General features: G+C 65.6%; 24 protein-coding genes. 19 read left to right on the top strand and 5 right to left on the bottom strand.

Annotated elements, in window-relative coordinates; genetic code table 11:
• Window positions 1-149 precede the first annotated feature (149 nt).
• Entirely contained in the window at window positions 150-1,139 is a 990-nt protein-coding gene (locus AC5WEY_RS10920; protein ID WP_057475796.1) for an LLM class flavin-dependent oxidoreductase, read from the bottom strand.
• Between the two features lie 246 nt (window positions 1,140-1,385).
• On the opposite strand from AC5WEY_RS10920, the gene eccCa reads away from it, so the two are divergent.
• The 8 genes from eccCa (at window position 1,386) to glmM (ending at window position 10,765) form a co-directional block, all read left to right on the top strand.
• Window positions 1,386-5,384 carry a type VII secretion protein EccCa gene (eccCa, locus tag AC5WEY_RS10925; RefSeq protein ID WP_495645915.1) on the top strand — a complete coding sequence of 1,333 codons (3,999 nt, stop codon included), beginning with the start codon at window positions 1,386-1,388 and terminating at the stop codon, window positions 5,382-5,384.
• Window positions 5,381-6,838 (top strand): type VII secretion-associated protein, encoded by a 1,458-nt coding sequence (locus AC5WEY_RS10930; protein ID WP_495645916.1) that lies wholly within the window; start codon window positions 5,381-5,383, stop codon window positions 6,836-6,838. Before eccCa ends, AC5WEY_RS10930 begins: the two co-directional genes overlap by 4 nt.
• 159 nt (window positions 6,839-6,997) lie before the next feature.
• Window positions 6,998-7,363: a WXG100 family type VII secretion target gene (locus tag AC5WEY_RS10935; protein WP_495645917.1), complete on the top strand. Its 366-nt coding sequence runs from the start codon at window positions 6,998-7,000 to the stop codon at window positions 7,361-7,363.
• 66 nt (window positions 7,364-7,429) lie between these two features.
• Window positions 7,430-7,711 (top strand): WXG100 family type VII secretion target, encoded by a 282-nt coding sequence (locus tag AC5WEY_RS10940; RefSeq protein ID WP_032376663.1) that lies wholly within the window; start codon window positions 7,430-7,432, stop codon window positions 7,709-7,711.
• Window positions 7,712-7,826: 115 nt separating this feature from the next.
• Window positions 7,827-8,168 carry a TraR/DksA family transcriptional regulator gene (locus tag AC5WEY_RS10945; RefSeq protein WP_495645918.1) on the top strand — a complete coding sequence of 114 codons (342 nt, stop codon included), beginning with the start codon at window positions 7,827-7,829 and terminating at the stop codon, window positions 8,166-8,168.
• Window positions 8,169-8,335: 167 nt separating this feature from the next.
• A complete protein-coding gene (rplM, locus tag AC5WEY_RS10950; protein ID WP_027496344.1) occupies window positions 8,336-8,779 on the top strand; it encodes a 50S ribosomal protein L13 in 444 nt (147 codons plus the stop codon).
• A complete protein-coding gene (gene rpsI, locus AC5WEY_RS10955; protein WP_032376665.1) occupies window positions 8,776-9,303 on the top strand; it encodes a 30S ribosomal protein S9 in 528 nt (175 codons plus the stop codon). Before rplM ends, rpsI begins: the two co-directional genes overlap by 4 nt.
• 106 nt (window positions 9,304-9,409) lie before the next feature.
• Window positions 9,410-10,765, top strand: a complete 1,356-nt coding sequence (glmM, locus tag AC5WEY_RS10960; RefSeq protein WP_495645919.1) for a phosphoglucosamine mutase — start codon at window positions 9,410-9,412, stop codon at window positions 10,763-10,765.
• 4 nt (window positions 10,766-10,769) lie between these two features.
• Here glmM and AC5WEY_RS10965 read toward each other — a convergent pair whose 3' ends face one another.
• On the bottom strand, window positions 10,770-11,810 hold the full coding sequence (locus tag AC5WEY_RS10965) for an LLM class F420-dependent oxidoreductase (protein WP_495645920.1): 1,041 nt from the start codon (window positions 11,808-11,810) through the stop codon (window positions 10,770-10,772).
• Between the two features lie 152 nt (window positions 11,811-11,962).
• On the opposite strand from AC5WEY_RS10965, the gene AC5WEY_RS10970 reads away from it, so the two are divergent.
• Genes AC5WEY_RS10970 through AC5WEY_RS10980 form a run of 3 tightly spaced genes read left to right on the top strand, consistent with a single transcriptional unit; the run spans window position 11,963 to window position 14,474 of the window.
• On the top strand, window positions 11,963-12,268 hold the full coding sequence (locus tag AC5WEY_RS10970; RefSeq protein ID WP_495645921.1) for a type VII secretion target: 306 nt from the start codon (window positions 11,963-11,965) through the stop codon (window positions 12,266-12,268).
• Complete coding sequence (locus AC5WEY_RS10975) at window positions 12,265-14,208, top strand: hypothetical protein (RefSeq protein WP_495645922.1); 1,944 nt, start codon at window positions 12,265-12,267, stop codon at window positions 14,206-14,208. The genes AC5WEY_RS10970 and AC5WEY_RS10975 overlap by 4 nt, the downstream gene beginning before the upstream one ends.
• Window positions 14,205-14,474 carry a hypothetical protein gene (locus AC5WEY_RS10980; protein ID WP_495645923.1) on the top strand — a complete coding sequence of 90 codons (270 nt, stop codon included), beginning with the start codon at window positions 14,205-14,207 and terminating at the stop codon, window positions 14,472-14,474. The genes AC5WEY_RS10975 and AC5WEY_RS10980 overlap by 4 nt, the downstream gene beginning before the upstream one ends.
• Before the next feature lie 14 nt (window positions 14,475-14,488).
• Here the strand turns inward: AC5WEY_RS10980 and AC5WEY_RS10985 are convergent, their stop codons facing one another.
• Window positions 14,489-15,349, bottom strand: coding sequence for a dienelactone hydrolase family protein (locus tag AC5WEY_RS10985; protein WP_057475645.1), 861 nt, complete (start codon window positions 15,347-15,349; stop codon window positions 14,489-14,491).
• Window positions 15,350-15,448: 99 nt separating this feature from the next.
• On the opposite strand from AC5WEY_RS10985, the gene glmS reads away from it, so the two are divergent.
• On the top strand, window positions 15,449-17,311 hold the full coding sequence (glmS, locus tag AC5WEY_RS10990) for a glutamine--fructose-6-phosphate transaminase (isomerizing) (RefSeq protein WP_032404684.1): 1,863 nt from the start codon (window positions 15,449-15,451) through the stop codon (window positions 17,309-17,311).
• 7 nt (window positions 17,312-17,318) lie between these two features.
• On the opposite strand, the gene AC5WEY_RS10995 is transcribed toward glmS, so the two are convergent.
• Window positions 17,319-17,693: a cupredoxin domain-containing protein gene (locus tag AC5WEY_RS10995; protein ID WP_495645924.1), complete on the bottom strand. Its 375-nt coding sequence runs from the start codon at window positions 17,691-17,693 to the stop codon at window positions 17,319-17,321.
• Between the two features lie 90 nt (window positions 17,694-17,783).
• Between AC5WEY_RS10995 and AC5WEY_RS11000 the strand changes: the two genes are divergently transcribed.
• From AC5WEY_RS11000 to tsaD, 7 genes are all read left to right on the top strand, one after another.
• Window positions 17,784-19,226 carry an NAD(P)H-hydrate dehydratase gene (locus tag AC5WEY_RS11000; RefSeq protein WP_495645925.1) on the top strand — a complete coding sequence of 481 codons (1,443 nt, stop codon included), beginning with the start codon at window positions 17,784-17,786 and terminating at the stop codon, window positions 19,224-19,226.
• 72 nt (window positions 19,227-19,298) lie between these two features.
• Window positions 19,299-20,489, top strand: a complete 1,191-nt coding sequence (alr, locus tag AC5WEY_RS11005) for an alanine racemase (RefSeq protein WP_495645926.1) — start codon at window positions 19,299-19,301, stop codon at window positions 20,487-20,489.
• Window positions 20,490-20,491: 2 nt separating this feature from the next.
• Window positions 20,492-21,511 (top strand): alpha/beta fold hydrolase, encoded by a 1,020-nt coding sequence (locus tag AC5WEY_RS11010; protein WP_495645927.1) that lies wholly within the window; start codon window positions 20,492-20,494, stop codon window positions 21,509-21,511.
• On the top strand, window positions 21,504-22,013 hold the full coding sequence (tsaE, locus tag AC5WEY_RS11015; protein ID WP_495645928.1) for a tRNA (adenosine(37)-N6)-threonylcarbamoyltransferase complex ATPase subunit type 1 TsaE: 510 nt from the start codon (window positions 21,504-21,506) through the stop codon (window positions 22,011-22,013). The genes AC5WEY_RS11010 and tsaE overlap by 8 nt, the downstream gene beginning before the upstream one ends.
• A 52-nt stretch (window positions 22,014-22,065) precedes the next feature.
• On the top strand, window positions 22,066-22,734 hold the full coding sequence (gene tsaB / locus AC5WEY_RS11020; RefSeq protein WP_495645929.1) for a tRNA (adenosine(37)-N6)-threonylcarbamoyltransferase complex dimerization subunit type 1 TsaB: 669 nt from the start codon (window positions 22,066-22,068) through the stop codon (window positions 22,732-22,734).
• A complete protein-coding gene (gene rimI, locus AC5WEY_RS11025; protein WP_495645930.1) occupies window positions 22,731-23,222 on the top strand; it encodes a ribosomal protein S18-alanine N-acetyltransferase in 492 nt (163 codons plus the stop codon). The genes tsaB and rimI overlap by 4 nt, the downstream gene beginning before the upstream one ends.
• Window positions 23,219-24,253, top strand: coding sequence for a tRNA (adenosine(37)-N6)-threonylcarbamoyltransferase complex transferase subunit TsaD (tsaD, locus tag AC5WEY_RS11030; RefSeq protein ID WP_495645931.1), 1,035 nt, complete (start codon window positions 23,219-23,221; stop codon window positions 24,251-24,253). The genes rimI and tsaD overlap by 4 nt, the downstream gene beginning before the upstream one ends.
• Here the strand turns inward: tsaD and AC5WEY_RS11035 are convergent.
• A complete protein-coding gene (locus tag AC5WEY_RS11035) occupies window positions 24,238-25,941 on the bottom strand; it encodes an Hsp70 family protein (protein ID WP_495645932.1) in 1,704 nt (567 codons plus the stop codon). The genes tsaD and AC5WEY_RS11035 overlap by 16 nt on opposite strands.
• Between the last annotated feature and the right edge of the window lie 341 nt (window positions 25,942-26,282).

Consider the following 26,282-nt stretch of genomic DNA (forward strand, 5'->3'; position numbering starts at 1 on the left):
GGGCCCACCGTTGGACGGCTGTCGGCGCGTGTCATGAAGATCCCCCCGGATGCGTGCTGTCGACGTGCAGATGCCCGCCCCACTGGGCATCTGCGTGCACACCTTACGACACCGCTACGACACGCAATCGTCGTTCGTACCGACCGCGGTCAGGCTGCGACGAGGTCACTCACCTGTGCAAGCAACTCGAAGGAGCGAAGCCACGACGCTCGATCCGATACCCCGGAGGCGACGATCAGCTCGTCGGCACCCGTACGCTCGGCGAATCGATCGAGGTAATCCCTGACCATGTCCGGCGTACCGACGGCCGAATATTTGGTCATCTTCGTGATCTGTTGTCCTGCCGGTGCTTCGAGAACCATGTCGGCTTCTTCGTCGGTGAAGGTCCGACCGCGGCCGAGCAGCAAGCTGACGCGGCTGCGTTTGGTGCGGAGGAACTGCGCCTGTGCATCGGCGAGCGAGTCCGCTGCGATCACGTTGACGCCCACGATCAGGTGCGGTTCGGCCAACTGTGCCGACGGCCGGAACTCACGGCGATAGATCGCGACGGCCTGTTCGAGCGCGTCGGGCGCGAAGTGCGAGGCGAAGGCGTAGGGCAAGCCGAGTGCGGCGGCGAGTTGAGCACCGAACAGCGACGAGCCCAGGATGTACAGCGGCACCTCGGTACCGGCACCCGGTGTTGCGTTCACCCCGGGGATCAACGACTCCGTCGACAGGTACCCCTGCAATTCCTGGACGTCCTGGGGAAAACGATCCGAGGACTGGTGATCGCGGCGCATTGCGCGCATCGTCACCTGGTCACTACCGGGTGCGCGACCCAATCCCAGGTCGATACGACCTGGATACAGCGTTGCCAACGTGCCGAACTGCTCGGCGATGGTCAGTGGTGCGTGATTGGGGAGCATGATTCCACCGGACCCGAGCCTGATCCGCTCGGTGTGGGCAGCGACGTGGCCGATGAGGACCGACGTCGCGGACGACGCGATCGTCTTCATGTTGTGGTGCTCCGCGTACCAGATGCGTCGGTATCCCCAGTTCTCGGCGTGCTGAGCGAGCGTGACGCTGGCGTCGAAGCTGTCGCGGATCGATTCGCCCTCGCCCACATGTGCAAGATCGAGGATTGACAGGGGTACGGACACGGTGGAATCCAGCCTTTCGTTCGTCGAGCGCACGGCAAGGGAAGCCGCATTGATGTGTAACGGCGTCGGGCAGCGTTCTATTTCTTGCAGCTCCCCGGCCAGTGCCACCTCGGTGGTGAGCTGAATCGGACACGCGCTCGAAGTGTGCGTGGACCGCCCGGTCTGCGATGCGTTAGCCTGTCGTCCACGTGGCCTCGGGGGGAGGTCGCGGAGAAGTTGTGGGGGCGCGGCCGTGGGGGCTGATCGATGAGTACCGTGCGCTTCGTTCGCGGCGCACGTAGGGCTGTACCTCGGTCGCCGGGGGGTGAGGTCGATCTGCAGCCACCACCCGAGATTCCGCGGGCAGTTCCCGGCAATCTGCTGATGAAGTTGATGCCGTTGGTGATGGTCGCGGCGATGGTCGGGATGGTGGCACTGATGTTCACCTCCGGTGCGGCGGCCAACCCGATGATGTTGATGTTCCCGGCCATGATGTTGATGTCCATGGTGGGAATGCTCGCGGGCGGCGGCAAGTCCGGCGGAGCGCGGACGGCCGAGGCGAACGAGGACCGCAAGGACTACCTTCGCTATCTCGATCAGCTGCGACGCGACGTCGCCGAGACGGAGCGCGCGCAGCGCAAGGCCCTCGAATGGAGCCACCCGGCACCCGAGACTCTGTGGTCGGTTGCCGGAACTGAGCGGATGTGGGAGCGGCGACAGTCGGATCCCGATTTCGCTCATGTACGCGTCGGCCGCGGTGATCAACGGCTGGCCACCCGTCTGGTACCGCCCGAAACGGGACCGGTGGAGGAGCTCGAGCCAGTGTCTGCGGTGTCGCTGCGCCGTTTCGTGCGAGCGCATTCGGTGGTGTCCGCGCTGCCGACGGCAGTGTCGCTGAGGGGGTTTGCAGCGCTGTCGATAGCGGGCGATCGCGACGGCGCACGAGCGATGGTGCGCGCAATGTTGGCTTCGCTGTGCAGCTTTCACGGACCGGACCACGTTGCGGTCGCAGTCGTCTGTGGTCCGGACACCGTGGAGCAGTGGGAGTGGACCAAATGGCTTCCCCACACACAGCACGACGCTGTGCGTGACGTTGCAGGTTCGGCGCGGATGATCTTCGGGAGCTTTCTCGAACTCGAAAGTGCTCTGGGAGATGTGCTCGCCTCACGAAATCGGTTCGCACGCGGGGCAGTTCCGGTCGCCGGGGTCGTTCAGCTGGTGATCGTGGTGGACGGCGGACTTCTCGACAACAGGTCGACCGACCTCACCGACACCGGCCTCGATTCCGTCACCATTGTCGACCTGTCCGGTCTCTGCCCCAGACTGGCTGCATCGCGCGGACTTCAGTTGGTTGCCGAGAACGGATCGATCGGTGCCGTGAGCGGGACAGCGGTCGAGGTTTTCGCCGTCGCGGATTCGATGAGTACCACTCAGGCGCATGCCGTTGCCCGACGTCTGTCGCCGTTTCGAGTTCCATCGGCGTCTTCGGTGGTCGATGCCACCGGCGACGACGGGGTGCGAGTCTCGGGATGGAACAGTCTGGTCGGGATCGCCGATGTCGGTGCCCTCGATACCGACCGGGCCTGGACGATGCGTCGGGGTCGCGACCGACTGCGGGTGCCGATAGGCGTCGCCCCCGACGGTAGCGCGGTGGAGATCGACCTGAAGGAATCGGCCGAGAACGGTATGGGTCCGCACGGTTTGTGTATCGGGGCAACGGGATCCGGAAAGTCGGAGTTCCTTCGCACGCTGGTGCTCGGATTGGTCGCGACGCACTCGCCCGAGCAACTGAACTTGGTCCTCGTCGACTTCAAGGGCGGCGCGACCTTCGCAGGCCTCGAGTCCGCACCGCACGTCGCAGCGGTGATCACCAACCTCTCGGAGGATTTGGCGTTGGTGGATCGAATGCGCGACGCGTTGGCCGGCGAGATGAACCGTCGCCAAGAGTTGTTGCGCTCGGCCGGAAACTTCGCGAACGTGTCGGACTACGAGAAGGCGCGTGCCACGGGAGCGGATCTGGTGCCGATGCCTGCACTGTTCGTGGTGGTCGACGAATTCTCGGAGCTGCTCAGCCAGCAGCCGGAATTCGCCGAGTTGTTCGTGGCGATCGGCAGGCTCGGGCGTTCACTGCATATGCATTTGCTCCTGGCCAGTCAGCGCCTCGAAGAGGGAAAACTGCGCGGGTTGGACAGTCACCTGTCGTACCGAATCGGCTTGAAGACGTTCTCCGCGAACGAGTCTCGATCGGTGCTCGGCGTTCCCGACGCTTACCACCTTCCCGCGCAGCCCGGCGCGGGCTACCTCAAGTGCGATTCTGCCGAGATCGTGAGGTTTGCGGCAGCGTACGTGTCCGGACCCTACGAGCCGCCACGCTCGAGCGCCGGCGCACGAGCTGTATTGGGAGCCGACGTCCGACCGAGGCCCTTCACCGCCTATGCGGTACCACTCGACGCCATCGATGTCGGCCGTCTCGCGGCCGTGCAGGCTCCTGTGCACGAACCGGAGCCGGTCGAGTCCGAGAACACCGATGCAACCGTTCTCGATGTGGTCGTCGGTCGAATACGCGGGCGTGGGGTGCCGGCTCACGAAGTGTGGTTGCCACCGCTGGATACTTCTCCCACGTTGAAACAGTTGCTGCCGGAGTCGGTCCTGAGCGGCCGCATCGATCCACGTTCCGGCCTGCGTGCTCCGATCGGCATCATCGACCGGCCGTTCGATCAGCGCCGCGATCTGCTGACTGTCGATCTCTCCGGTGCAGCAGGTCACGTCGCTATTGTGGGAGCCCCACAATCGGGCAAGTCGACGGCTCTCAGATCGTTGATTCTGGCGTTGGCCATGACGCATTCACCCGCGCAGATCCAGTTCTACTGCTTGGATTTCGGCGGCGGAACATTGGCCGGCCTGGCCGATCTGCCGCACGTGGGATCGGTCGCCAACAGGCTGGACGTCGACCGAGTTCGGCGGACCGTGGCCGAGGTTGCGGGCGTCGTGCGGCAGCGGGAGAAGACCTTCCGTGATCGCGGAATCGACTCGATGGCGGAGTTCCGGCGTCGACGTGCGACGCAGCCGGTCGATCCCGATGATCGATTCGGGGACGTCTTTCTCGTCATCGACGGGTGGCCGTCCATACGTTCCGACTTCGAGAGCCTGGAACAGTCGATTGCCACCTTGGCCACCCAGGGCCTTGCCTTCGGTCTGCATCTGATCCTCACAGCCTCGCGATGGGCCGAAGTCCGTCCTGCGACAAAGGATCTGATCGGTACCCGATTGGAATTGCGCCTCGGCGATCCGTCGGATTCGGACATGGGCCGCGCGAAGGCGGCGAGTGTTCCGGAAGGTCGCCCGGGCCGGGGCATGACCAGAGAAGGATTGCACATGTCGATCGCGCTTCCTCGAGTGGACCAGAGAAGTTCCGTCGACGATCTGTCGCGCGCTGTCGGTGAGTCCGTCGCTGCGATCTGTGCGGCATCGACGGGAAGTTCCGCGCCACAGGTTCGGATGCTGCCGGAGTTGCTCGAGCGGTCCGCAGTCCTCGCCCAGCTGGGCGATGCCTGGCCGCGCACTCGCGGCGGCACTCCCGAACTCGGAGTTCCCATCGGCATCGACGAGGCCGAGTTGGCACCGGTGGTACTCGATTTCGCGGAGAATCCGCACTTCGTGGTGTTCGGCGACAGCGAGTGTGGAAAGACGTCCCTGCTGCGCGGGATCTGTCGATCGCTCACCCTGGCCAATTCTTCCGATCGGGTCAAGATCATCGTCGCGGACTACCGCCGAACTTTGCTCGGCACAGTCGATTCCGATCATCTCGCGGGCTACGCCGCTTCGCAGGCGGCTCTGACGAGCATGATCGTCGACCTCGCCGGTCGAATGAGCGACCGAATGCCGGGCTCCGACGTGACCCAACAACAGCTGCGCGACCGGTCGTGGTGGGATGGTCCCGAGGTGTTCGTCATCGTCGACGACTACGACCTGGTGGCCACCTCGTCGGGAAACCCCTTGGCACCGTTGGTGGAACACCTTCCGCATGCCCGAGACATCGGGTTGCACGTCATCGTCGCGCGCCGCTCGGGCGGCGCAGGTCGGGCATTGTTCGACCCGGTCATCGGACGTCTACGCGATCTGGTGACACCGGGTCTGGTGATGAGCGGAAGCCGCGACGAGGGGAACCTGCTCGGGACGGTACGGCCCAGTGCCATGCCGCCCGGACGCGGCGTTTTCGTCAATCGCGCTGGTCAGGCCCTCGTTCAGCTCGGATATTCCAGTTGACCGACTCGTGGCGCTATGCGGCAGTGCATCTGGGGTACGCCGAGATCTCGGTCGTCGCAACGAGTGGTCCGCTGGAGGGGCCGCGAGAGAGTGTCTGCTCGGCATTCGCCACGGTCGCGGATGGTCGTCTCGTCTACGGGCGTACCGACGCGACAGGGGAGATACCGCCCTTGTTGTGTATCGACGACCCGTACATCGCAGTGGGAGCCTCGGTGTGGGACCGAGGCGAAGTGCTGCACGGGATCGTGTGGTCTGCTCTGCAGAGCGCCGGGGTGCACAACCGACTCGATGTGCTCGAAATCGCGTATCCATCTATCTGGGGCGACGAACGGACAGGTGTGCTTCGCGCCACGTTCGCGGCGTCGGCAAACGAGGTGGTGCTCGTGGAGACGGCCGCGGCTGCGATCGAGTCGTCGGGTGAACGTGCGCCGTCCGCCGCGGTCGTCGTCGAAGTGGGGGCTCTCGATGCGTCCGTGCTCGTCCTGGACTCGACGGGGGCAAACGGTGGTGACACCGGTGCCGTCGTCCCCTTCGGCGTAGGCGATGACGATGCCTGGCGGCGAGCGGTCGGTGACTACGTTCGTTCGTCGGTCTCCCGCTGCCCGGACGATGTGTTCGTGGTGGCCTCGCCGAACGGTGGAGCCGACCCGGTCGTCGATCGCAACAACAAGTGGCTGACCGGACTCGATATCGCCAGGTCGCTGTATCGGCGGGCCGGTGCGGATCTCGATTCGGCACCGTCCGTCCGTGCCGCGACGACTCGGTCGGCGGCGTGGCTCGACGATGTCACCGTGCCGTCTCCTCGGCGGAATCCGGCCTTCTCTCGCATTGCAGTTGCGGTCGGCGCCGCGGTTGCCGTCGTATCGGTATGTGCGGCGGTATTTTTCGTCTCCAATTCACCCGACCGGGTCGAAACCGCAGCAGCGCAGCCGTTTTCGCCGATCGTGGCCCCGACCGACACCGTGTCGGTGTCTGCCGTCGATGCGCCACCGACGCCCACATCGACAGAAATGCTTCTCCCGGTCCGAACGGCGACATTCGTATCGGGACGGGCCTCGATACGACTGCCGGCCACCTGGACGCGGCTGGACGACCCGAACCGCATGGTGTTGATTCCGTCGACACCCCCCGAGCGGCGCATCGTCGTCACCGTGGCGGACCTGACACCGGGTTCGACGCAGGAGCAGGTGGCTACCGAGCTACGGACGGCCGTCGATGCCCGCGGCCCGGATTCCACTGTCGGCTCGCTCGAACCCGTCCGCAATTTCGGCAGTCGGGTCGGGATCGCTTACACGGAGACGCCCATCGACGATTCCACGGTGCTCTGGCGGGTGTTCGTGGAGTCCGACCTGCAGGTCAGTATCGGTTGCCAGTTCGAGGGCGACGACTCGGCGGCGATCGACGTCGAATGCGATCTGGCCACCCAGAGCCTGGAGATCGTCCCGGCGTCGTGAGAACCGACCACAGTTTTTCGGGTGCAGCCGGAACCGAACCGAGGGGTTGCTGCGTCCAAAGAGATGTAGGGGAGTGAGCAGGCCGGACAAGGCCTCTCGGTCGAAGGGCACGTGTGCCGCGGGTGCACGTGATTCGAGTAACGAGTACAAGGAGTCGAAGTGGGATATCCAGGGGGACCGGAATCTACGGGTTCGTCGAACGGCGTCACGGTCACACCGCAGGAGCTCGTCGCTGCCGGAGCCACGATCGAGGGGCTGAGCGTCTCGATCAACGCGTCCAATTCAGCGGTTCGGTCCATCGTCGAGCAGACCGCCGAGGCCTGGGTCGGCAAGGCGGGCAAGTCTTTTCAGGACGTCATGGCGCAGTGGGACACCAGCGCACAGAAGATGCGCAGCGCGCTGGAGCAGATCTCCGCGGACATCAAGACCAACGGCCACGGCTACGCCGACGCCGACGACGACAACGTGTCGGCCGTCAACCAGGTGGCCGGGTCCCTCAGCTCGGGCCTGTCCTCCTTCAAGTAACCCCTCGCATCCGGTGACCACGAGACAAACCACACGACCGAGCTCGACCAAGGAGACTGATTCGACATGAAATACGACTTCGCGCAGATTGCGGCGTTGACCGAGGCGATGAACAAGCAGGCGAACGTGACCAAGGACCTCCTCGGGGACGTGGACAGCACTGCGAAGCGACTGTACGAATCGTGGGAGGGCGACGCGATGACGTCCTACTACGAGCTTCAGCGCCAGTGGAACTCTGCATCCGACGAGCTCAATCTCATTCTGTCGAGCCTCGTCGCGGCTGCCCGCACCGGTGGCGAGACCATGCACGGCGTCGAGATGGCCAACAAGGCGCGAATGGCTCGCTGACTTTCTCGACGTGCAGGTGCGACGCACAGCACGAGGTGTCTGCCCCGACCTGGACATCAGGTCGGGGCAGACGCGTTCCTCGGCATCCGAGCCCACCCCGGGGTCTACTGGTGTGGTGACGGATTTCGGAGCAGCACTCGAGGCCGAGCGGTCTCGTTCCGGGCATCGACTCGAGTCCCTGCGCGAGGAACTGGCGTCCGTGATCGAAGGATCGCGGTGGACCACCGACGATGACGAACACGATCCGGAAGGGTCGACGATCGCGTTCGAGCGAGCGAAGATCGCGGCGTTGATAGGCGACGCCGAGTCCGAGATGCGCGAGATCGACGCGGCGTGTTCGCGGCTCGCCGCCGGGACGTACGGTATCTGCGACAGGTGTGGGACCGAGATCCCGCCGATCAGGCTAGAGGCACTTCCGGCGGCCCGCCGGTGCGTGCAGTGCGTGCGTCTGCGTTGAGACGTTTTTGACCTGGGGGACCACTGCCGGTATCGTCTCCCGTTGGCGTGTATGGGCTCGCCGCGCATTCTTGTGTGTATCGAGCTCTTGTCCTCGGGTCTCAACTGGCCGCCGAGGGCATCCACTCGTCTTGGCCAGCAGCGACATCATGAAGACAGGAATTTTCTGTGTCTACTTACGCCCCGAAGGCCGGGGACACCACCCGGACGTGGCATGTGATCGACGCCACGGACGTCGTGCTCGGACGGCTCGCCGTCCAGGCCGCGACTCTGCTCCGCGGTAAGCACAAGCCCACCTACGCACCCAACGTCGACGGTGGCGACTTCGTCGTCATCATCAACGCCGAGAAGGTTGCCATCAGCGGCAACAAGCTCGACGGCAAGTTCCACCACCACCACTCCGGCCACCCGGGCGGTCTGAAGTCGCGCTCCACCCGCCAGGTGCTCGAGAACAACCCCGATCGTCTCGTGGAGAAGGCCGTCGTCGGCATGATCCCCAAGAACAAGCTCGGTAATGCCATCGCGAGCAAGCTGAAGGTCTACGCGGGACCCAACCACCCGCATGCCGCACAGCAGCCCGTTCCGTTCGAGATCAAGCAGGTGTCCCAGTGACGGCGCCGGAGGGAAATGACGTGACGTCGCAGGAGAACATCGAAGAGATCGCCGCTGACGAGTTCGTGGCCGTCGAAGAGCCGGAGGTGACCGCGGACATCGAGGCCGCTGCTGCCGCTCCGGCCCCGATCGTGTTCGATCGTCCGATCCAGACCGTCGGTCGCCGTAAGGAAGCCGTCGCTCGTGTGCGGATGTCGTCCGGCACCGGTGGATTCAAGCTCAACGGCCGCACCCTGGAGGATTACTTCCCCAACAAGGTGCACCAGCAGCTGATCAAGGCTCCTCTCGTGCTCGTCGATCGCGCAGAGTCCTTCGACATCGTTGCCCTGCTGCACGGCGGCGGACCGTCGGGACAGGCAGGCGCCTTGCGTCTGGCCATTTCGCGTGCGCTGATCGAGCTCACCCCCGATGATCGCCCGCCGCTCAAGGCAGCCGGCTTCCTCACCCGTGACGCCCGTGCAGTCGAGCGTAAGAAGTACGGCCTGAAGAAGGCCCGTAAGGCGTCGCAGTACTCCAAGCGCTGACGCGTCTTACCCGTTCCATCCTCGAGGGCAGGCTCCATCAGTATCGGATGCCTGCCCTCGAGGCATTTCGCACGACACACCCTCCGCTCGAAGGAGTTCTTGGTTCATGGCGCGATTGTTCGGTACCGACGGGGTCCGCGGACTGGCAGGTGGGCTGCTGACCGCAGAGTTGGCGTTGCAGATCGCGAGAGCTGCAGCCACCGTGTTGGCACCGGACATCGACGGCAGCAGACGCGTGGCAATCGTGGGTCGTGATCCGCGCATCAGCGGAGCGATGCTGAGTGCCGCAGTGTCGGCCGGACTCACCGCCTCGGGGGTCGACGTGATCGACGTCGGTGTGCTTCCTACACCCGCGCTCGCCTACCTGACCGCCGAATACGGTGCGGCGCTCGGTGTGATGATCTCGGCATCCCACAATGCGATGCCCGACAACGGAATCAAGATCTTTGCGGCGGGCGGACACAAGCTCGACGACGACGTGGAAGACCGCATCGAAGCTGAGCTCGATCCCGAGGCGCGCGCCGAGAACGACGGACGTCCGTTCCACGCGACCGGTGCCGCGATCGGTCGAATCGATGTCGCTCAGGATGCGGCCACCCGGTACATCGAGCACCTGGCCTCATCGGTCACACATCGACTCGACGGGGTCCGTGTCGTTGTGGATTGCTCGCACGGTGCCGCCTCGGTCGTCGGGCCCGAGATCTACCGACGGGCCGGCGCAAGGGTGGTGGCGATCAACGCCGAACCCGACGGCATCAACATCAACGACGGATGCGGATCGACGCACCTCGAGGGGTTGCAGAAGGCCGTCGTGGAGCACGGTGCCGACCTCGGTATCGCCCACGACGGGGACGCCGATCGCTGCTTGGCCGTGGACGCATCGGGCTCTGTCGTGGACGGCGACGCCATCATGGCCGTTCTCGCCATCGCCATGCGTGACGCCGATCAGTTGACCGACAACACGCTGGTCGCCACGGTCATGAGTAATCTCGGACTGCACATTGCGATGCGCGAAGCCGGAATCACGTTGCGCACCACGGCAGTCGGCGATCGCTACGTACTCGAGGAATTGCGCCGTGGCGGATTCTCGCTGGGCGGCGAACAGAGCGGTCACGTGGTGCTTCCCGCGGTCGGCACAACGGGCGACGGCATTGCGACGGCGCTGCGATTGATGGAACGGATGGCCGAGACCGGCAGCAGTCTCGCGGACCTGGCGTCGGCGATGCGGACTCTGCCGCAGGTGCTGATCAACGTACGAGTAACGGACAAAGCGGCCGTGGCGTCGGCACCGTCGGTGTCCGACGCGGTGGCCGTGGCCGAGCGCGAACTCGGCGAATCGGGCCGAGTTCTGTTGCGCCCCAGCGGTACCGAGCAGCTGGTGCGAGTCATGGTCGAGGCATCGGAGCTCGACGTGGCGACCCGGCTCGCCGAGGGGTTGGCGGGCCGGGTCGCGTCGGTCTGACGTCTCAGGCGGTGAGTTCGCGCAGCGCTGTCAACTGCGCGACGCGTCCCGCAGTGTTCTCGGCCAGCGGTGCGACGTTGAGAGTGGTGACTCCCGCTTCGGCGAAGGCAGCGACCCGCTCCTTCACGTAGCTTTCCGGGCCGATGAGGTTCACTGCGCGAGCCAGCTCGTCGGGGACCGCAGCGGCCGCTTCTTCTTTCTTACCGGCGAGGTACAGGTCCTGGATCTTCTCGGCCTCGGCCTCGTAGCCGTAACGCTGGGCCAGTGAGTTGTAGAAGTTCTTGCCCTTGGCACCCATGCCGCCGATGTAGAGCGCGAGGTGCGGCTTTACCCAGGGGAGGTACTTCTCTGCGTCCTCACCGATGGCCAGGGTGGGACTTGCGAACACCTGAAGTTCGCCCAGCGACGGGTCACGCTTGGCCCTGCCCGCTGCAAGCGATTCTCCCCAGACGTCGGCTGCCTTCTCGGGGAAGTAGAAGATGGGTTGCCAGCCCTCGGCGATCTCGGCGGTGAGCTCGACGTTCTTGGGGCCGAGAGCGGCGATGACAACTGGAATGCGATCGCGCACAGGGTGATTGATGAGCTTGAGAGGTTTGCCCAGGCCGGTGCCCTGGTCGGCAGGCAGTGGAATCTGGTAGTGCTTGCCCTGATACTGCATTTTCTCACGACGCCAGACCTGGCGGCAGATCTCGATGACCTCGCGGGTTCGTGCGATCGGTGCGTCGTACTTGACGCCGTGGAAGCCTTCGACGACCTGTGGCCCGGAGGCGCCGAGTCCGAGAACGAAGCGGCCGTCCGAGACGTAGTCGAGACCGGCGGCGGTCATGGCAGTCAGTGACGGTGTCCTGGTATAGATCTGGAAGATGCCGGACGCGATCTTGATCGTGCTTGTTTTGGCAGCGAGGAACCCGAGTTGACTGACGGCGTCGAACGAGTAGGCCTCGGGCACGAAGATGATGTCGAGACCTGCCTTTTCGAGCTCGGCGACCTCGGCAACCGTCTCGTTGAAACCACCGCTGTAGTTCAGCATCGTTCCGATGTGCATGGGACTCCTCGTTCGGTGAGCAGCTCGGGCAGCCACTTCAAGTACCTGTTACTGACATTTCACATCGGGACGTTACCGCTCGCTGGGGAACCGATGTGCGTCGGCGCACGTCATAGTGAGAAAGGGGCACATCGAAGGCGAGACGGGGACGTATGAGTGACGGATTCTGGGTGGACGCGGTCCGCGTTCGCGGAGTCGCAGAAGCCTTGGCGGTATCGGCAGACGCACTCGGCAGTGCGGCGGATTCGGTGGCGGACGCAGGCTTCGGTACGGCCGGTGCGGGACGGAACTACGGCGACCTCGGTGCCGCGTACACCCAGGCTCATCTCGGCCTCGGCCGGGCAATCGAATCGTGGAAATCCTCCGTCGAGGACGTCTCCGACGCGATCGTCGCTGCCATGAACGATTACGAACGCCAGGACGACGCGACTGCGGACTCGATCGAGTCGCCTCGATGACGTCTCCTCCCGTGTCCTCTGGCCAGAACTCGTCGATAGACGAGATTCTCGATGCGAACTCGATCGGGCTGCTGCATTTCGAGCGCTTCCTGCCGCTCGCTGCCCGAGTGTCGAGCATCGGAGCATTCCCGAAGTACGAGCAGATATGTGCCAGGTACGACGAACAACGTGGCTTGAATCTCCGCGCGCTCGGTAGCGATGCCGACGCGGTCGAAGCTGCGTCTGCGGCACTGGGCGACCAACTCGAGGAGCACGTTCAATTACGCAGAGTCCTGGAGATGCGGTGGCGCGGCGACGCAGGCGACGCCGTGCAGATCCATCTTTCGGCCCAGCATCAGGCAGCAGGCGAGTTCCTGAGATCGATCGAGAACTCTCATCAGACGATGTCCGCCGCCGTCGATGTTCTTCGCGATGCGGTCACCGACAAGGCCGAACTGTTCGGAGGACTCGACATCGATGCGGTGGACGGTCGAACCGTCGACGAGATCGACGCGATCCTGCTTGCGTCGGGAATCGAATGCGTTCCGTTCGATCGAGAGTCGGTGTTTCCTCGGTTGGCGTCGGCGTTCGAGGAACTGGGCGAGCGGGCTCGAAGTGCGGACGTATCGGACGAGTTCGCAGCCGAGGTGGGCGAACGCTGTCGGGCGTGGATCCACGAGGAGTTCGTCCCGAGGATGAAGACCACCTGTGATGCTGTGTTCGACGCATGCACGGCGACGGACACCGCCGTTCGAGACAGTCTGGCGTTGCTGGTCAAAAACTTGAGCGATGTGCACGACCCGTCTTTCGGCGATCTCGACGAGCCGAGTTGGGAAATTGCGCCCGGCTCGACGTCTGCCGAACCGTGGCCGGCACCAGTCGGCTCGTCGACGATGCCCCCGGCCATTGCCACTGCTCCTGCGACACCGGCAGTCGGTGGAGCGCCCTCGGCAGCGAGTTCGCCGGCCGCGACACCCCCGGTCACGGCTTCGAGCGCGGGTGCATCCGTGGACGCGGGGGGTACTGACTCGTCCGGCCCACGTACCCCCGACGGCGGGTCCGCTGCCCGAGCCGGTGAGCTTGTGGACGGACTCGTGGATCGGGTGGTCGCCGAGATCGTGGATCGCGTCGACGAGGTGTTGAGCACCTCCGTCCCGGATGACCGCAGCGCCGATGATCGTGGTTCCGATGACCGCAGCGCCGATGGTCGTGGTTCCGCCGACGTCACGGCTCCGACCACTGCAGAATCGGCCGGCGGATCAGCGGTGCGGGACGATCCGGCCGGCCCGCGAACGGAGTCGCTGCCATCGGCATTGCCGGAGCAGCCGTTGCCCCCGGAGCAGTCGTTGCCTGTCGATCCGCCATCGCCCGAGCTGAACGGCGAGCGCGGCCATCTCGAGGCCGAGATCGATGGGCATCGCGCCCGCATCGCACTCGCACACGACGGTGCCGTGACGGTCCGACTCGAAACCCCGGGGCTGGGGGTTCGCTCGTTCGAGTTGAGAATCGGCCCGTTCGGCCTGCCCGAGATCGTCGAGAAACCCGGTGCTGCAGACACCGTGGACGCGAACCAGCCGTCGGTACCGGCAGCTGCGCCGCCGTCCGAACCTGCGCCGCCGTCCGAACCTGCGCCGCCGTCCGAACCTGCCACGCCCTCCGAATCTGCCCTGCCATACGCACCTACGCCGCCCTCTGAACCTGCCCTGCCGTCCGAATCTGCACCGACGACCGAGTCGGTGCCGAGTCAGGCGTCCGATCCGGTGTCGACGGATTCGCAGGCGCAGTGTCTGCCGGACCCCCGAACAGACGAGCCGATCGTCCGGGAGGGTGCAGACGAGGGCGAGGCCGAGCATCATCCGTCCAGCGGGCAGCAGCCGGTGTCGGCAGATCTCCCGCGTCCTCCGGCCGCATCACAGGATGCGAGCTCAGGTGCCGGCCTGAGTGAGGCGGGAACACTGTGAGCGCAGCCGACGGGTGGCGGCGTGAGCTGCATCGAATTCGCGAAGAACACCGCCATGCGATGGCGCGTGCGACCGACGCGCTCGAGCGGGCTCAGACCCCCACAGCAGTGTCGGGCCGATCGAACTCGCTCACCGTGTCGGCCGCGGATCCGGACGTCGAGCCGATGCGAGGCTCGGTCCTTCGACCGGCTCACCTGGACCGGAGAGAGCCGTTACCGCACGTCGAGACCGAGCCCGAAGAACAGCCGCGGTCCTGGCTGATCTGACGTGGCGAGCAGATTCAGCCTCGGCCGAGCAGAGCCTTGATCGACGCGGACGCCTTGGGCTTGGGTTGGGCATCGAGCGGCGCGTGGGGATCGACCGCTCTGGTTCCGTCGATCTCACCGGCCGATCCGGCCAGCTCCTCGTAGTCGGAGTCGCCCGTGAGGTGGAACAGCAGAAATGCGGTGAGCACGGCCCGGGTGCGCTGCTGGGTCTTGCGGTCGGAGCTGTTGATTCCCAGTGAGCGGAGCATTCGTCGGCCTTCGACGAATCCGTCTGCTGTGGAACCGTCGATTCGGCGGAGGATGGATGGTCCGTGCCAGGCCTGGGCCAGAGCGAGTGAATTGTCGTTGAGCGAATCGGCGTTCGAGTTGTCGCCGACGACGAGACCGGGTACGGCGAGGCCTGCGGCGGCGTCCTCGGACGACGGTGCCGTCGGTGCCGGGAACAGTGCAGCGACGGCCTTGATGTCCGATCGCTTGGAGGCTGCGAGAACAGCGGTTCCGGCACCCATGGCGTGGCCGGCTGTGGCGAGTTTCTCCGGATGCACGCTGATGTTGCCTGGACCCAGACGCACGCCGGTCATGATGTCGAGCACAGTGCCCAGATCGGTGGCGAGTCCGCGGTGCGAGGGCACGAGCCCGCGCTCGGTGTCCGGGGCCGCTGCGACGATGCCCCAGGACGCCAGGTGCTTCAGTGTGTCGGTGTAGTGGTCGGGTCGGAGCATCCAGCCGTGTGCGAAGGCCACGCCGGGCAGGCCGAAGCCCTCGGCCGGGGTGTAGACGACGCCGGGTTGTCCGGCGAGGGCAAGGTTGCCTCGCAGCACTGTGTGCGGGCCACGCTTGGAGAGAGCAGATGCCAGCTTCTTCGGTTTCGCCACGAGAGATGACGCTACCGAATGCGGACCGGCGAGGGGGACGGGGACACGTCGACCCGAGCGAATGGGTCGTGCGCGCCGTGCCGAGTACCCTGAACCACCATGTGCGGAATCGTGGGTTATGTCGGCCACCGCCCAGCTCTGGGTGTGGTGGTCGAAGCGCTTCGGCGTATGGAATATCGGGGCTACGACTCTGCGGGTATCGCAATTCTCGACGGAGCAGGGGCGACGGCAGTCGAACGAAAAGCAGGTCGGCTCGCGAATCTCGAAGCCGAGTTGGACGACATCGGCACCGACACGTTCGTCGGCACCACCGGCATGGGTCACACCCGGTGGGCGACACACGGCCGTCCGACCGACCGCAACGCTCACCCCCACCGGGATGCGTCGGGCACGGTTGCCGTGGTGCACAACGGCATCATCGAGAACTTCGGTCCGCTTCGGGCCGAATTGGAAGCTGCCGGGGTCGAGTTCCTGTCCGATACCGACACCGAGGTCGCAGTGCACCTCGTCTCGCGTGCCTACGCGGACGGTCCGACCGCGGGGAACTTCGTGGCCAGCGCCAAAGCTGTTCTGCGTCGGCTCGAGGGTGCGTTCACCCTGGTGTTCACTCATTCCGATCACGCCGACACGATCGTTGCGGCCCGCCGGTCCACGCCGCTGGTGTTGGGCGTCGGTGACGGTGAGATGTTCCTCGGTTCCGATGTCGCGGCGTTCATCGAGCACACTCGTGACGCCGTCGAACTCGGCCAGGATCAGGTTGTCGTCATCACTGCGGACGGATACGACATCAGTGATTTCGAGGGCAACGAGGCGCAGGGGCGCCCGTTCCGGATCGACTGGGATCTCGCAGCCGCCGAGAAGGGCGGCCACGACTACTTCATGCTCAAGGAGATCCAGGAGCAGCCGGCCGCCGTGGCGGATACGTTGCTCGGCCACTTCGACAACGGTCGGATCGTGCTGGACGAGCAGCGGTTGTCCGATCAGGAACTGCGCGACGTCGACAAGGTTTTCGTCGTGGCCTGCGGTAGCGCGTACCACTCGGGCCTGCTGGCCAAGTACGCGATCGAGCACTGGACCAGGCTGCCGGTCGAGGTGGAACTGGCCAGCGAGTTCCGCTACCGCGACCCGGTCCTGGATCGATCGACCCTGGTTGTGGCCATCTCGCAGTCGGGCGAGACCGCAGACACTCTCGAGGCCGTCCGACACGCCAAAGATCAGAAGGCGCGTGTCCTCGCGGTATGTAATACCAATGGGTCCCAGATTCCTCGCGAGGCCGACGCCGTCCTCTACACCCGGGCGGGCCCGGAGATCGGCGTCGCGTCGACCAAGGCGTTCCTCGCTCAGGTGACCGCGAACTACTTGGTGGGTCTGGCTCTGGCGCAGGCGCGCGGTACCAAGTATCCGGACGAGGTCGCCCGCGAATTCGCCGAACTCGAAGCCATGCCGGAGTTGGTGCAGCGAGTTCTCGAAACTGTCGAGCCGGTCCGGGCACTCGCCCGAGAGCTGTCGACGGCGACGACCATTCTCTTCCTCGGTCGACACGTCGGGTATCCGGTTGCTCTCGAAGGCGCGCTCAAACTCAAGGAGCTCGCGTACATGCACGCGGAAGGTTTCGCGGCGGGCGAGCTCAAGCATGGGCCGATCGCTCTGATCGAGGACGGTGTTCCGGTGATCATCGTGATGCCCTCGCCGAAGGGCCGCGCGGTGCTGCACTCGAAGATGTTGAGCAACATTCGAGAGATCCAGGCGCGTGGTGCCCGGACCGTCGTCATCGCCGAGGAAGGCGACGAGGCAGTGCGGCCGTTCGCCGACAACTTGATCGAGATACCGGCCGCCTCCACACTGTTGCAGCCGTTGCTGTCGACGATCCCGTTGCAGGTGTTTGCTGCCGAGGTCGCCCAGGCGCGGGGTTACGACGTGGACAAGCCGCGCAATCTGGCGAAGTCCGTCACCGTCGAGTAGCGCGTGATCATCTGACTACTACTGCACCCTTCATCTGCGGATGGAGGGTGCAGTAGTAGAGGTAGGTGCCGGGCTCGTCGAAAGTCTGCACGTAGTCGCCGTATCCGAGCATGGGGCTGTGCAGGAGGGTCGAGGCCGCTCCGAGACCGACCACGTTGTGTCCGACGCCGCGATCGGCGAAATGCCAGGCCACACTCTGGCCGACGTCGATCGTGACCGACGCAGGAGAGTAGGCCGTTCCGGCTACCTGCACGGTGGCGTCGGCGATCTGTTCGTTCACCGTCAGCGTCGACGGGTCCTCGGTGCAGCCGGTCGTGGCGAGAACGATCGGGAGCAGGACCGTGAGCGTGAACGCTGCCGGTCCACCGCCGCGAGGTGTCATTCTTCGAGGCTAACCGCCTACGTCGCGGGGCTCCGATCGGACGCACGTAGGCTCGAGGTTCACGCCAGCGGGTAACGAGAGGACCTCGGCATGCGCGCCTACTACACACCCGAGCAGATACGGAATGCGGAAGCGCCGCTATTGAATTCCCTGCCGAACGGCGTTCTCATGCGTCGCGCTGCCTACGGCTTGGCAACGGTGGTGGCAGCTGAGCTCACGGCGCGCACGGGCGGCGTCGCGGGACGGCGCGTGACGATTCTGGTGGGCACGGGCGACAACGGCGGCGACGGTCTGTGGGCGGGGGCGTATCTGCGTCGACGGGGCGTCTCGGTGTCTGCGCTGCTGCTCGACCCGGCGCGAGCGCATGCCGAAGGGCTGGAGGCCCTGCGCTCGTCGGGCGGCCGGGTCGTGACGCAGTGCGGACCGGCCGACATCGTGATCGACGCCATCGTGGGGATTTCCGGACGAGGTCCGCTGCGTCCCGACGCGGCTGCGGTCGTCGAGCAGATCACCGCCCCGATCGTGTCGGTGGACGTACCCAGCGGTGTGGACGCCGAGACCGGTGCCGCGCCGGGTCCGGCGGTGACGGCCGATGTGACGGTGACCTTCGGCGCGCGCAAGCCCGTCCATGTTCTCGCCGTACCTCGTTGTGGCCGAGTCGAACTGGTCGATATCGGGCTGACGCTTCCGGCTCCGGTGATGGCATCGTTCGAGCCGGCCGACGTCGGGCAGATCTGGCCGATCCCTACCGCCTCGGACGACAAATATTCGCAGGGCGTGGTGGGAATCCTGGCCGGCAGTGCGACATTCCCGGGTGCCGCACTGCTCTGTGTCGGTGCGGCCGTCGCGGCCACCTCCGGAATGGTCCGCTACGTGGGAAGCGCGGGTGCAGAGGTCGTTTCGCATTATCCGGAGGTGGTCGCCGCTTCAAATCTCGACGCAGCGGGGAGGGTGCAGGCATGGGTGGTGGGTCCAGGCTTCGGCACCGACGAGCCCTCGGCGGAGACAGTGCGCCGGGTGCTGGAATCGGATCTGCCGGTCGTCGTCGATGCCGATGCTCTGACCATTGTCGCGGGCAACGAACACTGGGTCGCCGGGCGCACCGCACCGACTCTGCTCACCCCGCACGCCGGAGAATTCGCACGCCTTACCGGGACGGACCCGAGCCCCGACCGCGTGGGGGCGGTGCGCGATCTTGCCGCGCGCTGGGGTGTGACCGTGCTGCTCAAAGGACGCGCAACGATCATCGCCGATGCCGACGGCACCACCTTGGTCAGCGACGCCGGGGGATCGGCCGCATCGACCGCCGGATCCGGCGACGTTCTCTCCGGAATCCTCGGGGCCCTGCTCGCGTCCGGGATGTCGCCCTCCACCGCGGCCGCCTGCGGGGCAAAGGTTCACGCGCTCGCCGCAGCCCGCGCGGCACATGGATCAGGCGGGGAGTTCGCGGCACCGGTGTCGGCGAGCCCGCTGTGCGCATCCATCTCGGACGCCATCCGCACCGTGCGCTCGCTCACAGACGGATCGAGATAGTTCCAGGTCCCACTCGGGGCACCGGGTGTGTCACGAGTTGTGCCACCCTGATCCGTCGTATTACCGGCTCGGATGGCACTATCGAATGTTGTGAGTATCGGCTGCGGTGACGAGAGGACCGGTTCGGGCGCGGTGGCGTCCGTCGACCTCGACGCAGTGGCCCACAACGTGCGCGTCTTGCAACAGTTCGCCGGCGACGCCGGCGTGATGGCCGTGCTCAAGGCCGACGGGTACAACCACGGTGCCGTCGAGGTCGCCCACGCGGCAGTCTCAGCAGGCGCGCAGGAGATCGGCGTCACGACGATCGGCGAGGCCCTCGAACTCCGTGCAGCGGGAATCGGCGTTCCGGTGCTGGCCTGGTTGCATCGAACGGATTCCGACTTCGACGCCGCTGTCGCTGCACAGGTGGGGATCGGGGTGTCCACGGCAGCCCAGCTCGACGCCGTGGTGGCAGCGGCGCGCAGAGTCGGTCGGGCTGCAGACCTCTCGCTCAAAATCGATACCGGACTCAATCGCAACGGGGTCGCGGAAGCAGATCTCAATGTCGTTCTCGACGCGACGGCGTCCGCCGTTGCGGAGGAAGCCGCGCACTTGGTCGGCATGTTCTCGCACTTGGCGTGCGCCGACGAACCGGAGCACCCGGCCAACGACGCCCAAGCTGAGCGGCTTCGTGACGCGGTGAGTCGCGCCACCCGGCGCGGAACGCCTCCTGCCGTCGTGCATCTGTCCAATTCGGCGGCCACGTTGACCAGACCCGATCTCTGTTTCGACATGGTCCGTCCGGGTATTGCTCTGTACGGTTTGTCGCCTGTGCCGCAGTTGGGAAAGTTCGGTTTGCAGCCGGTGATGACGTTGTCGGCGCGGGTAGCGAACATCAAGAAGGTGAGCAAGGGTGAATCGGTGTCGTACGGATACACCTGGACCGCTCAGGCCGACACCGTGGTCGCGCTCATCGCTCTCGGGTATGCCGACGGCGTCGTCCGCAGTCTCGGTGGGCGGTTCGAAGTGACGATCGCTGGGCGACGTTTCCCGTCGGTGGGGCGAGTGTGCATGGACCAGTTCGTCGTCGACCTCGGCGGCAGCGGCTCGGGTGTCGCTGTCGGCGACGAGGCGTTACTCTTCGGGCCAGGGGACAAGGGGGAGGCGCACGCCCAGGATTGGGCAGATGCGCTCGACACGATCAGCTACGAGGTCGTCACCGGCATTCGTGGACGTGTTCGACGCCAGTTCGTCGGCGCGCGCTCAGGGGAGGCGACTGAATAAACATGCTCGGATTGCTGGAGAGTATTGCAATTGTGGTGCGCGAGACGGCGTTCCGATCCAACAAGGACCCGCTCGCCACGGAGAACCTCGACCTCATGGACGCGGACCGCGGCAGCATCGTCACCGCGGACGACGGTGTGCCGTTGGCGGTGCGTGAGGTCGGTCCGACCGACGCAGAGCTGACCGTGGTTTTCGTGCACGGTTATTGTCTCCGCACATCGTCCTGGCATTTCCAGCGCCGTGCTCTCGAACAGCAGTGGGGTTCCACGGTTCGGATGGTCTTCTACGATCAGCGCGGGCACGGTCGCTCGGGGGTGCCGACCCCGGAGAGCTGCACGATCGGTCAGCTCGGCCTCGATCTCGATGCGGTCATCCGTTCGGTGGTGCCGAAGGGACGCATCGTCCTGGTCGGTCACTCGATGGGCGGAATGTCGATTCTGTCCATGGCACGGCAGCGGTCGGATGTGCTCCGTCAGCGAGTCATCGGCGCGGTGCTGATCTCGACGACCGCTGCCGGTCTCGCACAATCCGGAGTCGGTCGTAGTCTGCAGAATCCGGCCGTCGATGCGTTCCGCCTCGCGGTCCGAACTTCGCCGGGCGTCGTACAGTTCGGCCGTGGTGCGGTGCGCGCCCTGATTTCACCGGTACTGCGTGCGGCGTCCTACGGCACCCGAGTTTCCCCGCGCCTGGTGGCATTCTCTCAATCGATGATCGACGACACCTCGGTTGTCACGATCGTCAACTTTCTCGAGACACTCGAGCTGCACGACGAGTCCGAGGCGCTCGTGGAATTCGAGAACATTCCGGTGTCGGTGGTGTGTGGCGACGAGGACTGGATCATCCCGTTCGCCAGTTCCGAGGCGCTAGCGCAGGCCTTGCCGCGTTCGGAGACAGTGCGCGTCCGCCAAGGCGGACATCTCGTTCAGCTGGAGTTTCCCGAGCAGGTCAACGGCGCAATACTGCGGCTCGTGGCCCGAGCGTCGGAAGCCGCAGGCAAGAAGCGGCGGTGGGGTGTTGTCTGACGTGCAGTTCACGCTGCCGGTGGACGCCGAGTTGTTCACTGCCGCAGACACTGCCGAGTTCGGCGCACGGTTGGCAGATGTTCTGGTCGCGGGTGATCTGGTGATTCTCGATGGTCCGTTGGGCGCAGGGAAGACAGCGATGACCAAAGGTATTGCCGCGGGTCTCGGTGTGCAGGGGCGCGTGACGTCACCCACCTTCGTCATTGCCCGGGAGCATCGGCCCGGGCCGCGGCCGCATGGCCTACCGCCGGTTGCGCTCGTGCACGTCGATGCCTATCGGCTCGGGATGACCGGACAATCGGCGCTCGACGAACTCGATGCACTGGATTTGGACACCGACCTCACCGATGCGGTGGTCGTGGTCGAGTGGGGCGAGGGCTTGGTCGAAAAACTGACCGACGGACACGTCTCGGTTCGGTTGGCGCGCGATCCGGAATCGGATGTTCGACGCGTAACGGTGAGTCGCGTGACCACCACGCCGGCTCCGGGTGACGTGCGCTGATCGGGTACCGGGTGCGTAAGCGAATCTCCGTCGACGCGTAACCTGAGTCCTCGTGCTTGTACTTGCCGTCGACACCTCGACTCCCGCCGTCACCGCAGGTGTGGTGCGTCTGACGGAGGCCGCCGGTGCTCCGGTCGAAACCCTCGCCACGCGGGTTCGGGTGGATGCACGGTCGCACGCCGAGATCCTGACGCCCAATATTCTCGAGTGCCTCACGGACGCCCACATCACCGCGGCCGACCTCGGTGCGGTTGTCGTCGGCGTCGGACCCGGCCCCTACACCGGGTTGCGGGTGGGAATGGCGACGGCGGCGGCGTTCGGTGATGCACTCGGGGTACCGGTGTACGGGGTCTGCAGCCTCGACGCCATTGCTGCCGATGTCACAGAGCCCGGAACCCTGTTGGTGGTGACCGATGCGCGCCGTCGCGAAATTTATTGGGCACGTTATGAATCCGGAGTTCGCACTGCGGGCCCCGATGTGATCGCGCCGGCCGAGCTGGACCGTCTCGGAATCGATGCGGTTGCCGGCTCCGCTCCGCATGCTGCGCAGTTCGATCTCCCGATCCGCGACGTGCAGGCACCGTCGCCGGCCGGTTTGATTCGGGTCGCCATGACCGATATCGCGAGCGGAGTCGCCCCCGGTCCGCTCGTTCCGCTGTATCTGCGCCGCCCCGATGCCAAGACACTCGACGAGCGCGCCGCGGCGAAGGCTCGGCAATGACGGTGTCGATCGAGCCCATGACCGTGCAGGACGCTCCTCGATGTGCCTACCTCGAGACCGTGCTCTTCGAGGGCGACGACCCATGGTCCGAGGATGCATTCGTCGCGGAACTGGCTGCGCCCCAGAACCATTACGTCACGGCGCGCGACGGTAGCGAGGTGGTCGGCTACGCAGGCATCGCCCTGCTGGGGCAACCGAGCCGCGGTGCATTCGTGGTCGGTGAGTCCGAGGTGCACACCATCGGCGTCGATCCGGCTCATCATCGACGAGGGATCGGCGGACGCCTGCTCGGCGAGCTGCTTCGAGTGGCCGACGAGCACGGTGGACCGGTCTTTCTCGAGGTCCGCACCGACAACGAGCCGGCCATCGAGTTGTACCGACGCGAGGGGTTCGACATCGTGGGGACCAGAGCGAAATACTACCAGCCGAGCGGAGCCGACGCCTTCACCATGCGTCGGCCGGAACGAACCGAAGGATCAGCCCGATGATCGTCATGGGTATCGAAAGCTCTTGCGACGAAACAGGAGTCGGGATCGTCCGGTGGAACGGTGGACAGTGCGAGCTGCTTGCGGACGAGGTGGCATCGAGCGTCGACGAGCACGCCCGTTACGGCGGAGTGGTGCCGGAGGTCGCGTCACGGGCGCACCTCGAAGCCATCGTGCCGACCATGCGGCGAGCTCTGGCGACGGCTGACATCGATCGCCCCGACGCCGTCGCGGTGACGATCGGGCCGGGATTGGCCGGGGCGCTGCTGGTCGGGGTCGCGGCTGCCAAGGCCTACGCCGCAGCCTGGGGCGTGCCCTTCTATGCGGTGAACCATCTCGGTGGACACGTCGCGGTCGACACGCTAGAACACGGTCCGATGCCGTCGTGTGTTGCCCTGTTGGTCTCCGGTGGGCACACTCATCTGCTGCACGTCGACGATCTGTCTCGGCCGATCGCCGAGCTCGGAACGACGGTCGACGACGCCGCCGGCGAGGCCTTCGACAAGGTCGCGCGACTACTCGGATTGGGCTACCCGGGCGGCCCTGCTCTCGATGCTGCTGCGCGCGAAGGAGATCCGTCCGCGATAGCGTTTCCTCGGGGAATGACCGGCCCTCGTGATGCTCGGTACGACTTCTCGTTCTCCGGAGTCAAGACCGCGGTCGCTCGATTCGTCGAGGCCAGGCAACGCGCAGGCGATCCCGTTCCGGTAGCCGACATCGCCGCATCGTTTCAGGAGTCCGTTGCCGATGTGTTGACGATGAAGGCGGTTCGGGCGGCGACCGACGTCGCTGTCGACACGATCGTGCTCGGCGGGGGTGCCACGGCCAACTCTCGGATCCGATCGTTGGTCGAAAGTCGTTGTGCCGAACAGGGTTTGACCCTGCGAATACCGAAGCCGCGGCTGTGCACGGACAACGGTGTCATGATTGCAGCCCTGGGTGCACATCTCGTCGCCGGCGGCGCTACGCCGTCCGCGCTCACCGCAGTGACCGATCCCGGTCTGTCGGTTGCGACCAGTCAGGTCCCTGGCTGAACGTCCGGAACGGGCTCGGAGGTTCGCGGCGCGGCCGTGTCCTGCGATGTGCTGGGTTCGACGCTCTCATTGGACACCGCAGGCGGTGGTGACCAGACGGTCGGCGGAGGGGTCAGTTCCGGAGTGGGACCGGAGCCGCTGGCGACCGTCGTCGGAACCGTGATCGATTCGGTCGGTTCCACGCCGCTGGATTCCGCACCGCTCTGTGGCACCGCCTCGGCGGAGGGTTGCGGTGTCGGTCCGGGGCTCAGTTCGGTGGGGCCGGACGGTGTTGTCGGATCGGGGGTCTCGCCCGCATCCGGGTCGGTGGGCTCGATCGGCGGAGTGGTGGTCGGTGCGGGCGTCGTCGGCTCGGGAGTGAGCGGTGTCGGCGGCACGACGGTGACATCGGTGCCCGGTTCGGGTGACGACGACTCCGGCGGCGGACCGACCGGCCATTCGATGCGCGGGAGGTCGGGAGCAGGTCGCAGCGTCGGCGTGGTGGTCGGTGCGGTGGACGTGGTGAGTCCGGACGGCGAATCCGTCGATTCCACCGTGGTTGCCGCGGGGCCGACGGGATCTCCTGAGCTGCGGGTGGAGGTCGGCGTGTCATCGGGCGAGTAACCCTCGGCTACAGGTCGTCCCGAGTCGGCGGAGCCCGCGACGGGGTTCGTCGCGCTGCCGGCAGGGGACACGCTCGGGTCGTCTGCCGGCGTTATCGTCTGAAGTCCGTAGGCGAGCACCAGTCCGCCCGCGACCACGGCTGCAGCTATCGCACCCGAGTAGCGACTCATCCGGCCTGCGGTTCGGCGTGCACCCGAGATCAGTGGGTAGTCACTGTCGGTCGCCGATGCGGCGACCGCGGCCGCTCCCACGGCGAGCACGGCGTCGGGCTCGGGGAGGCGAATGACGCGGGCATGGAACATGTCGGTGATGGAAGAGGCCAGCAGCGGGATGTGGGCTCCGCCGCCGATGAGCACGATGGCCTCGGGTTCGTGGGTGCTCTCGTCGAACACTCTGCGGACGAACAGGGCAGCCTCCCGCATGAGTGGCGATGCGGCGGTCTCGAATGCACTGCGGTCGACGGTCAGCGGTACCCCGCTGTAACGCTCGATTCGGACTTCGTCTTCGTGGGAGAGCTGTTCCTTGATCGATCGATACCGTGCCGATCCGATTCCGCGGTCGTCGCGAAGATCGTCTCGGAGGTTGTCGCGGGTCATGTCCTGGACGAGATTCTTGACGAGAGCGTCGAGTGCATTGCCGCTGACGATGTCCGACCGATCGTGCGCCGATACCGTTCCCGCAGTTCGGTCGGTGACGGTGACCGACAGCCCCGACGCTCCGAGGTCAACCAGAGCGATCGTGTCGTAGCCGTCGATCAGGCCGGTGGTCGTCAGGTGCGCAACTGCCGCCGCGGATTCGGGCACCAGTCGAACGTCGCGAGTGGTGTGCGTCAAGGCACCGCGAATTCTCGCGGCGTGCTCTTCGGTGCGGTAGGTGACGGCGATGGCGTCGGGTGACCGACGTCCGGGAATCAGCGATGCCATCAGCTCGATGGCGGAGGTGACGAGCTCACCCATATCGGTATTCGCCTGGCGATCCGCCGACACGGTCCGGTATTCGACCGTGCGACTTCCGTCGACGTCGACAGTGACGAGGGCTGCGCAGACGACCTCGGATCCGGTGGACACTCCCACTCCTACCCGCATGCTGCACCTCCCGCCCCTGTTTGCCTGTCCGGTTCGACTGCCTCGAGCCTCATGTCGCGACCCAGCTGTCGATCGTTATCGTTCCGACAGCCCCGTTATCGTAACGTTACTTGCGGCCTTTATGCGAGCGTTATATTCCATGCGGTCGGTTATCGGGAGGACGTTCGTGGTGGTTCACCTGGCCTTTGGGTGGAGGTGTAATAGGTCGGAAAAACGTGGAAATCGTGAGCGGCATCGGCGTTTCGAGGCCTGATTTTCCGAGTTTTCCGATCGTGGGCGTCCGAGAAACTTCGCATCGTGGACGGCGGAAGACCGTCCGGGTACGCGTCGGCTCGAATCTG

This window comes from Rhodococcoides sp. S146-33 (genome assembly GCF_059489205.1).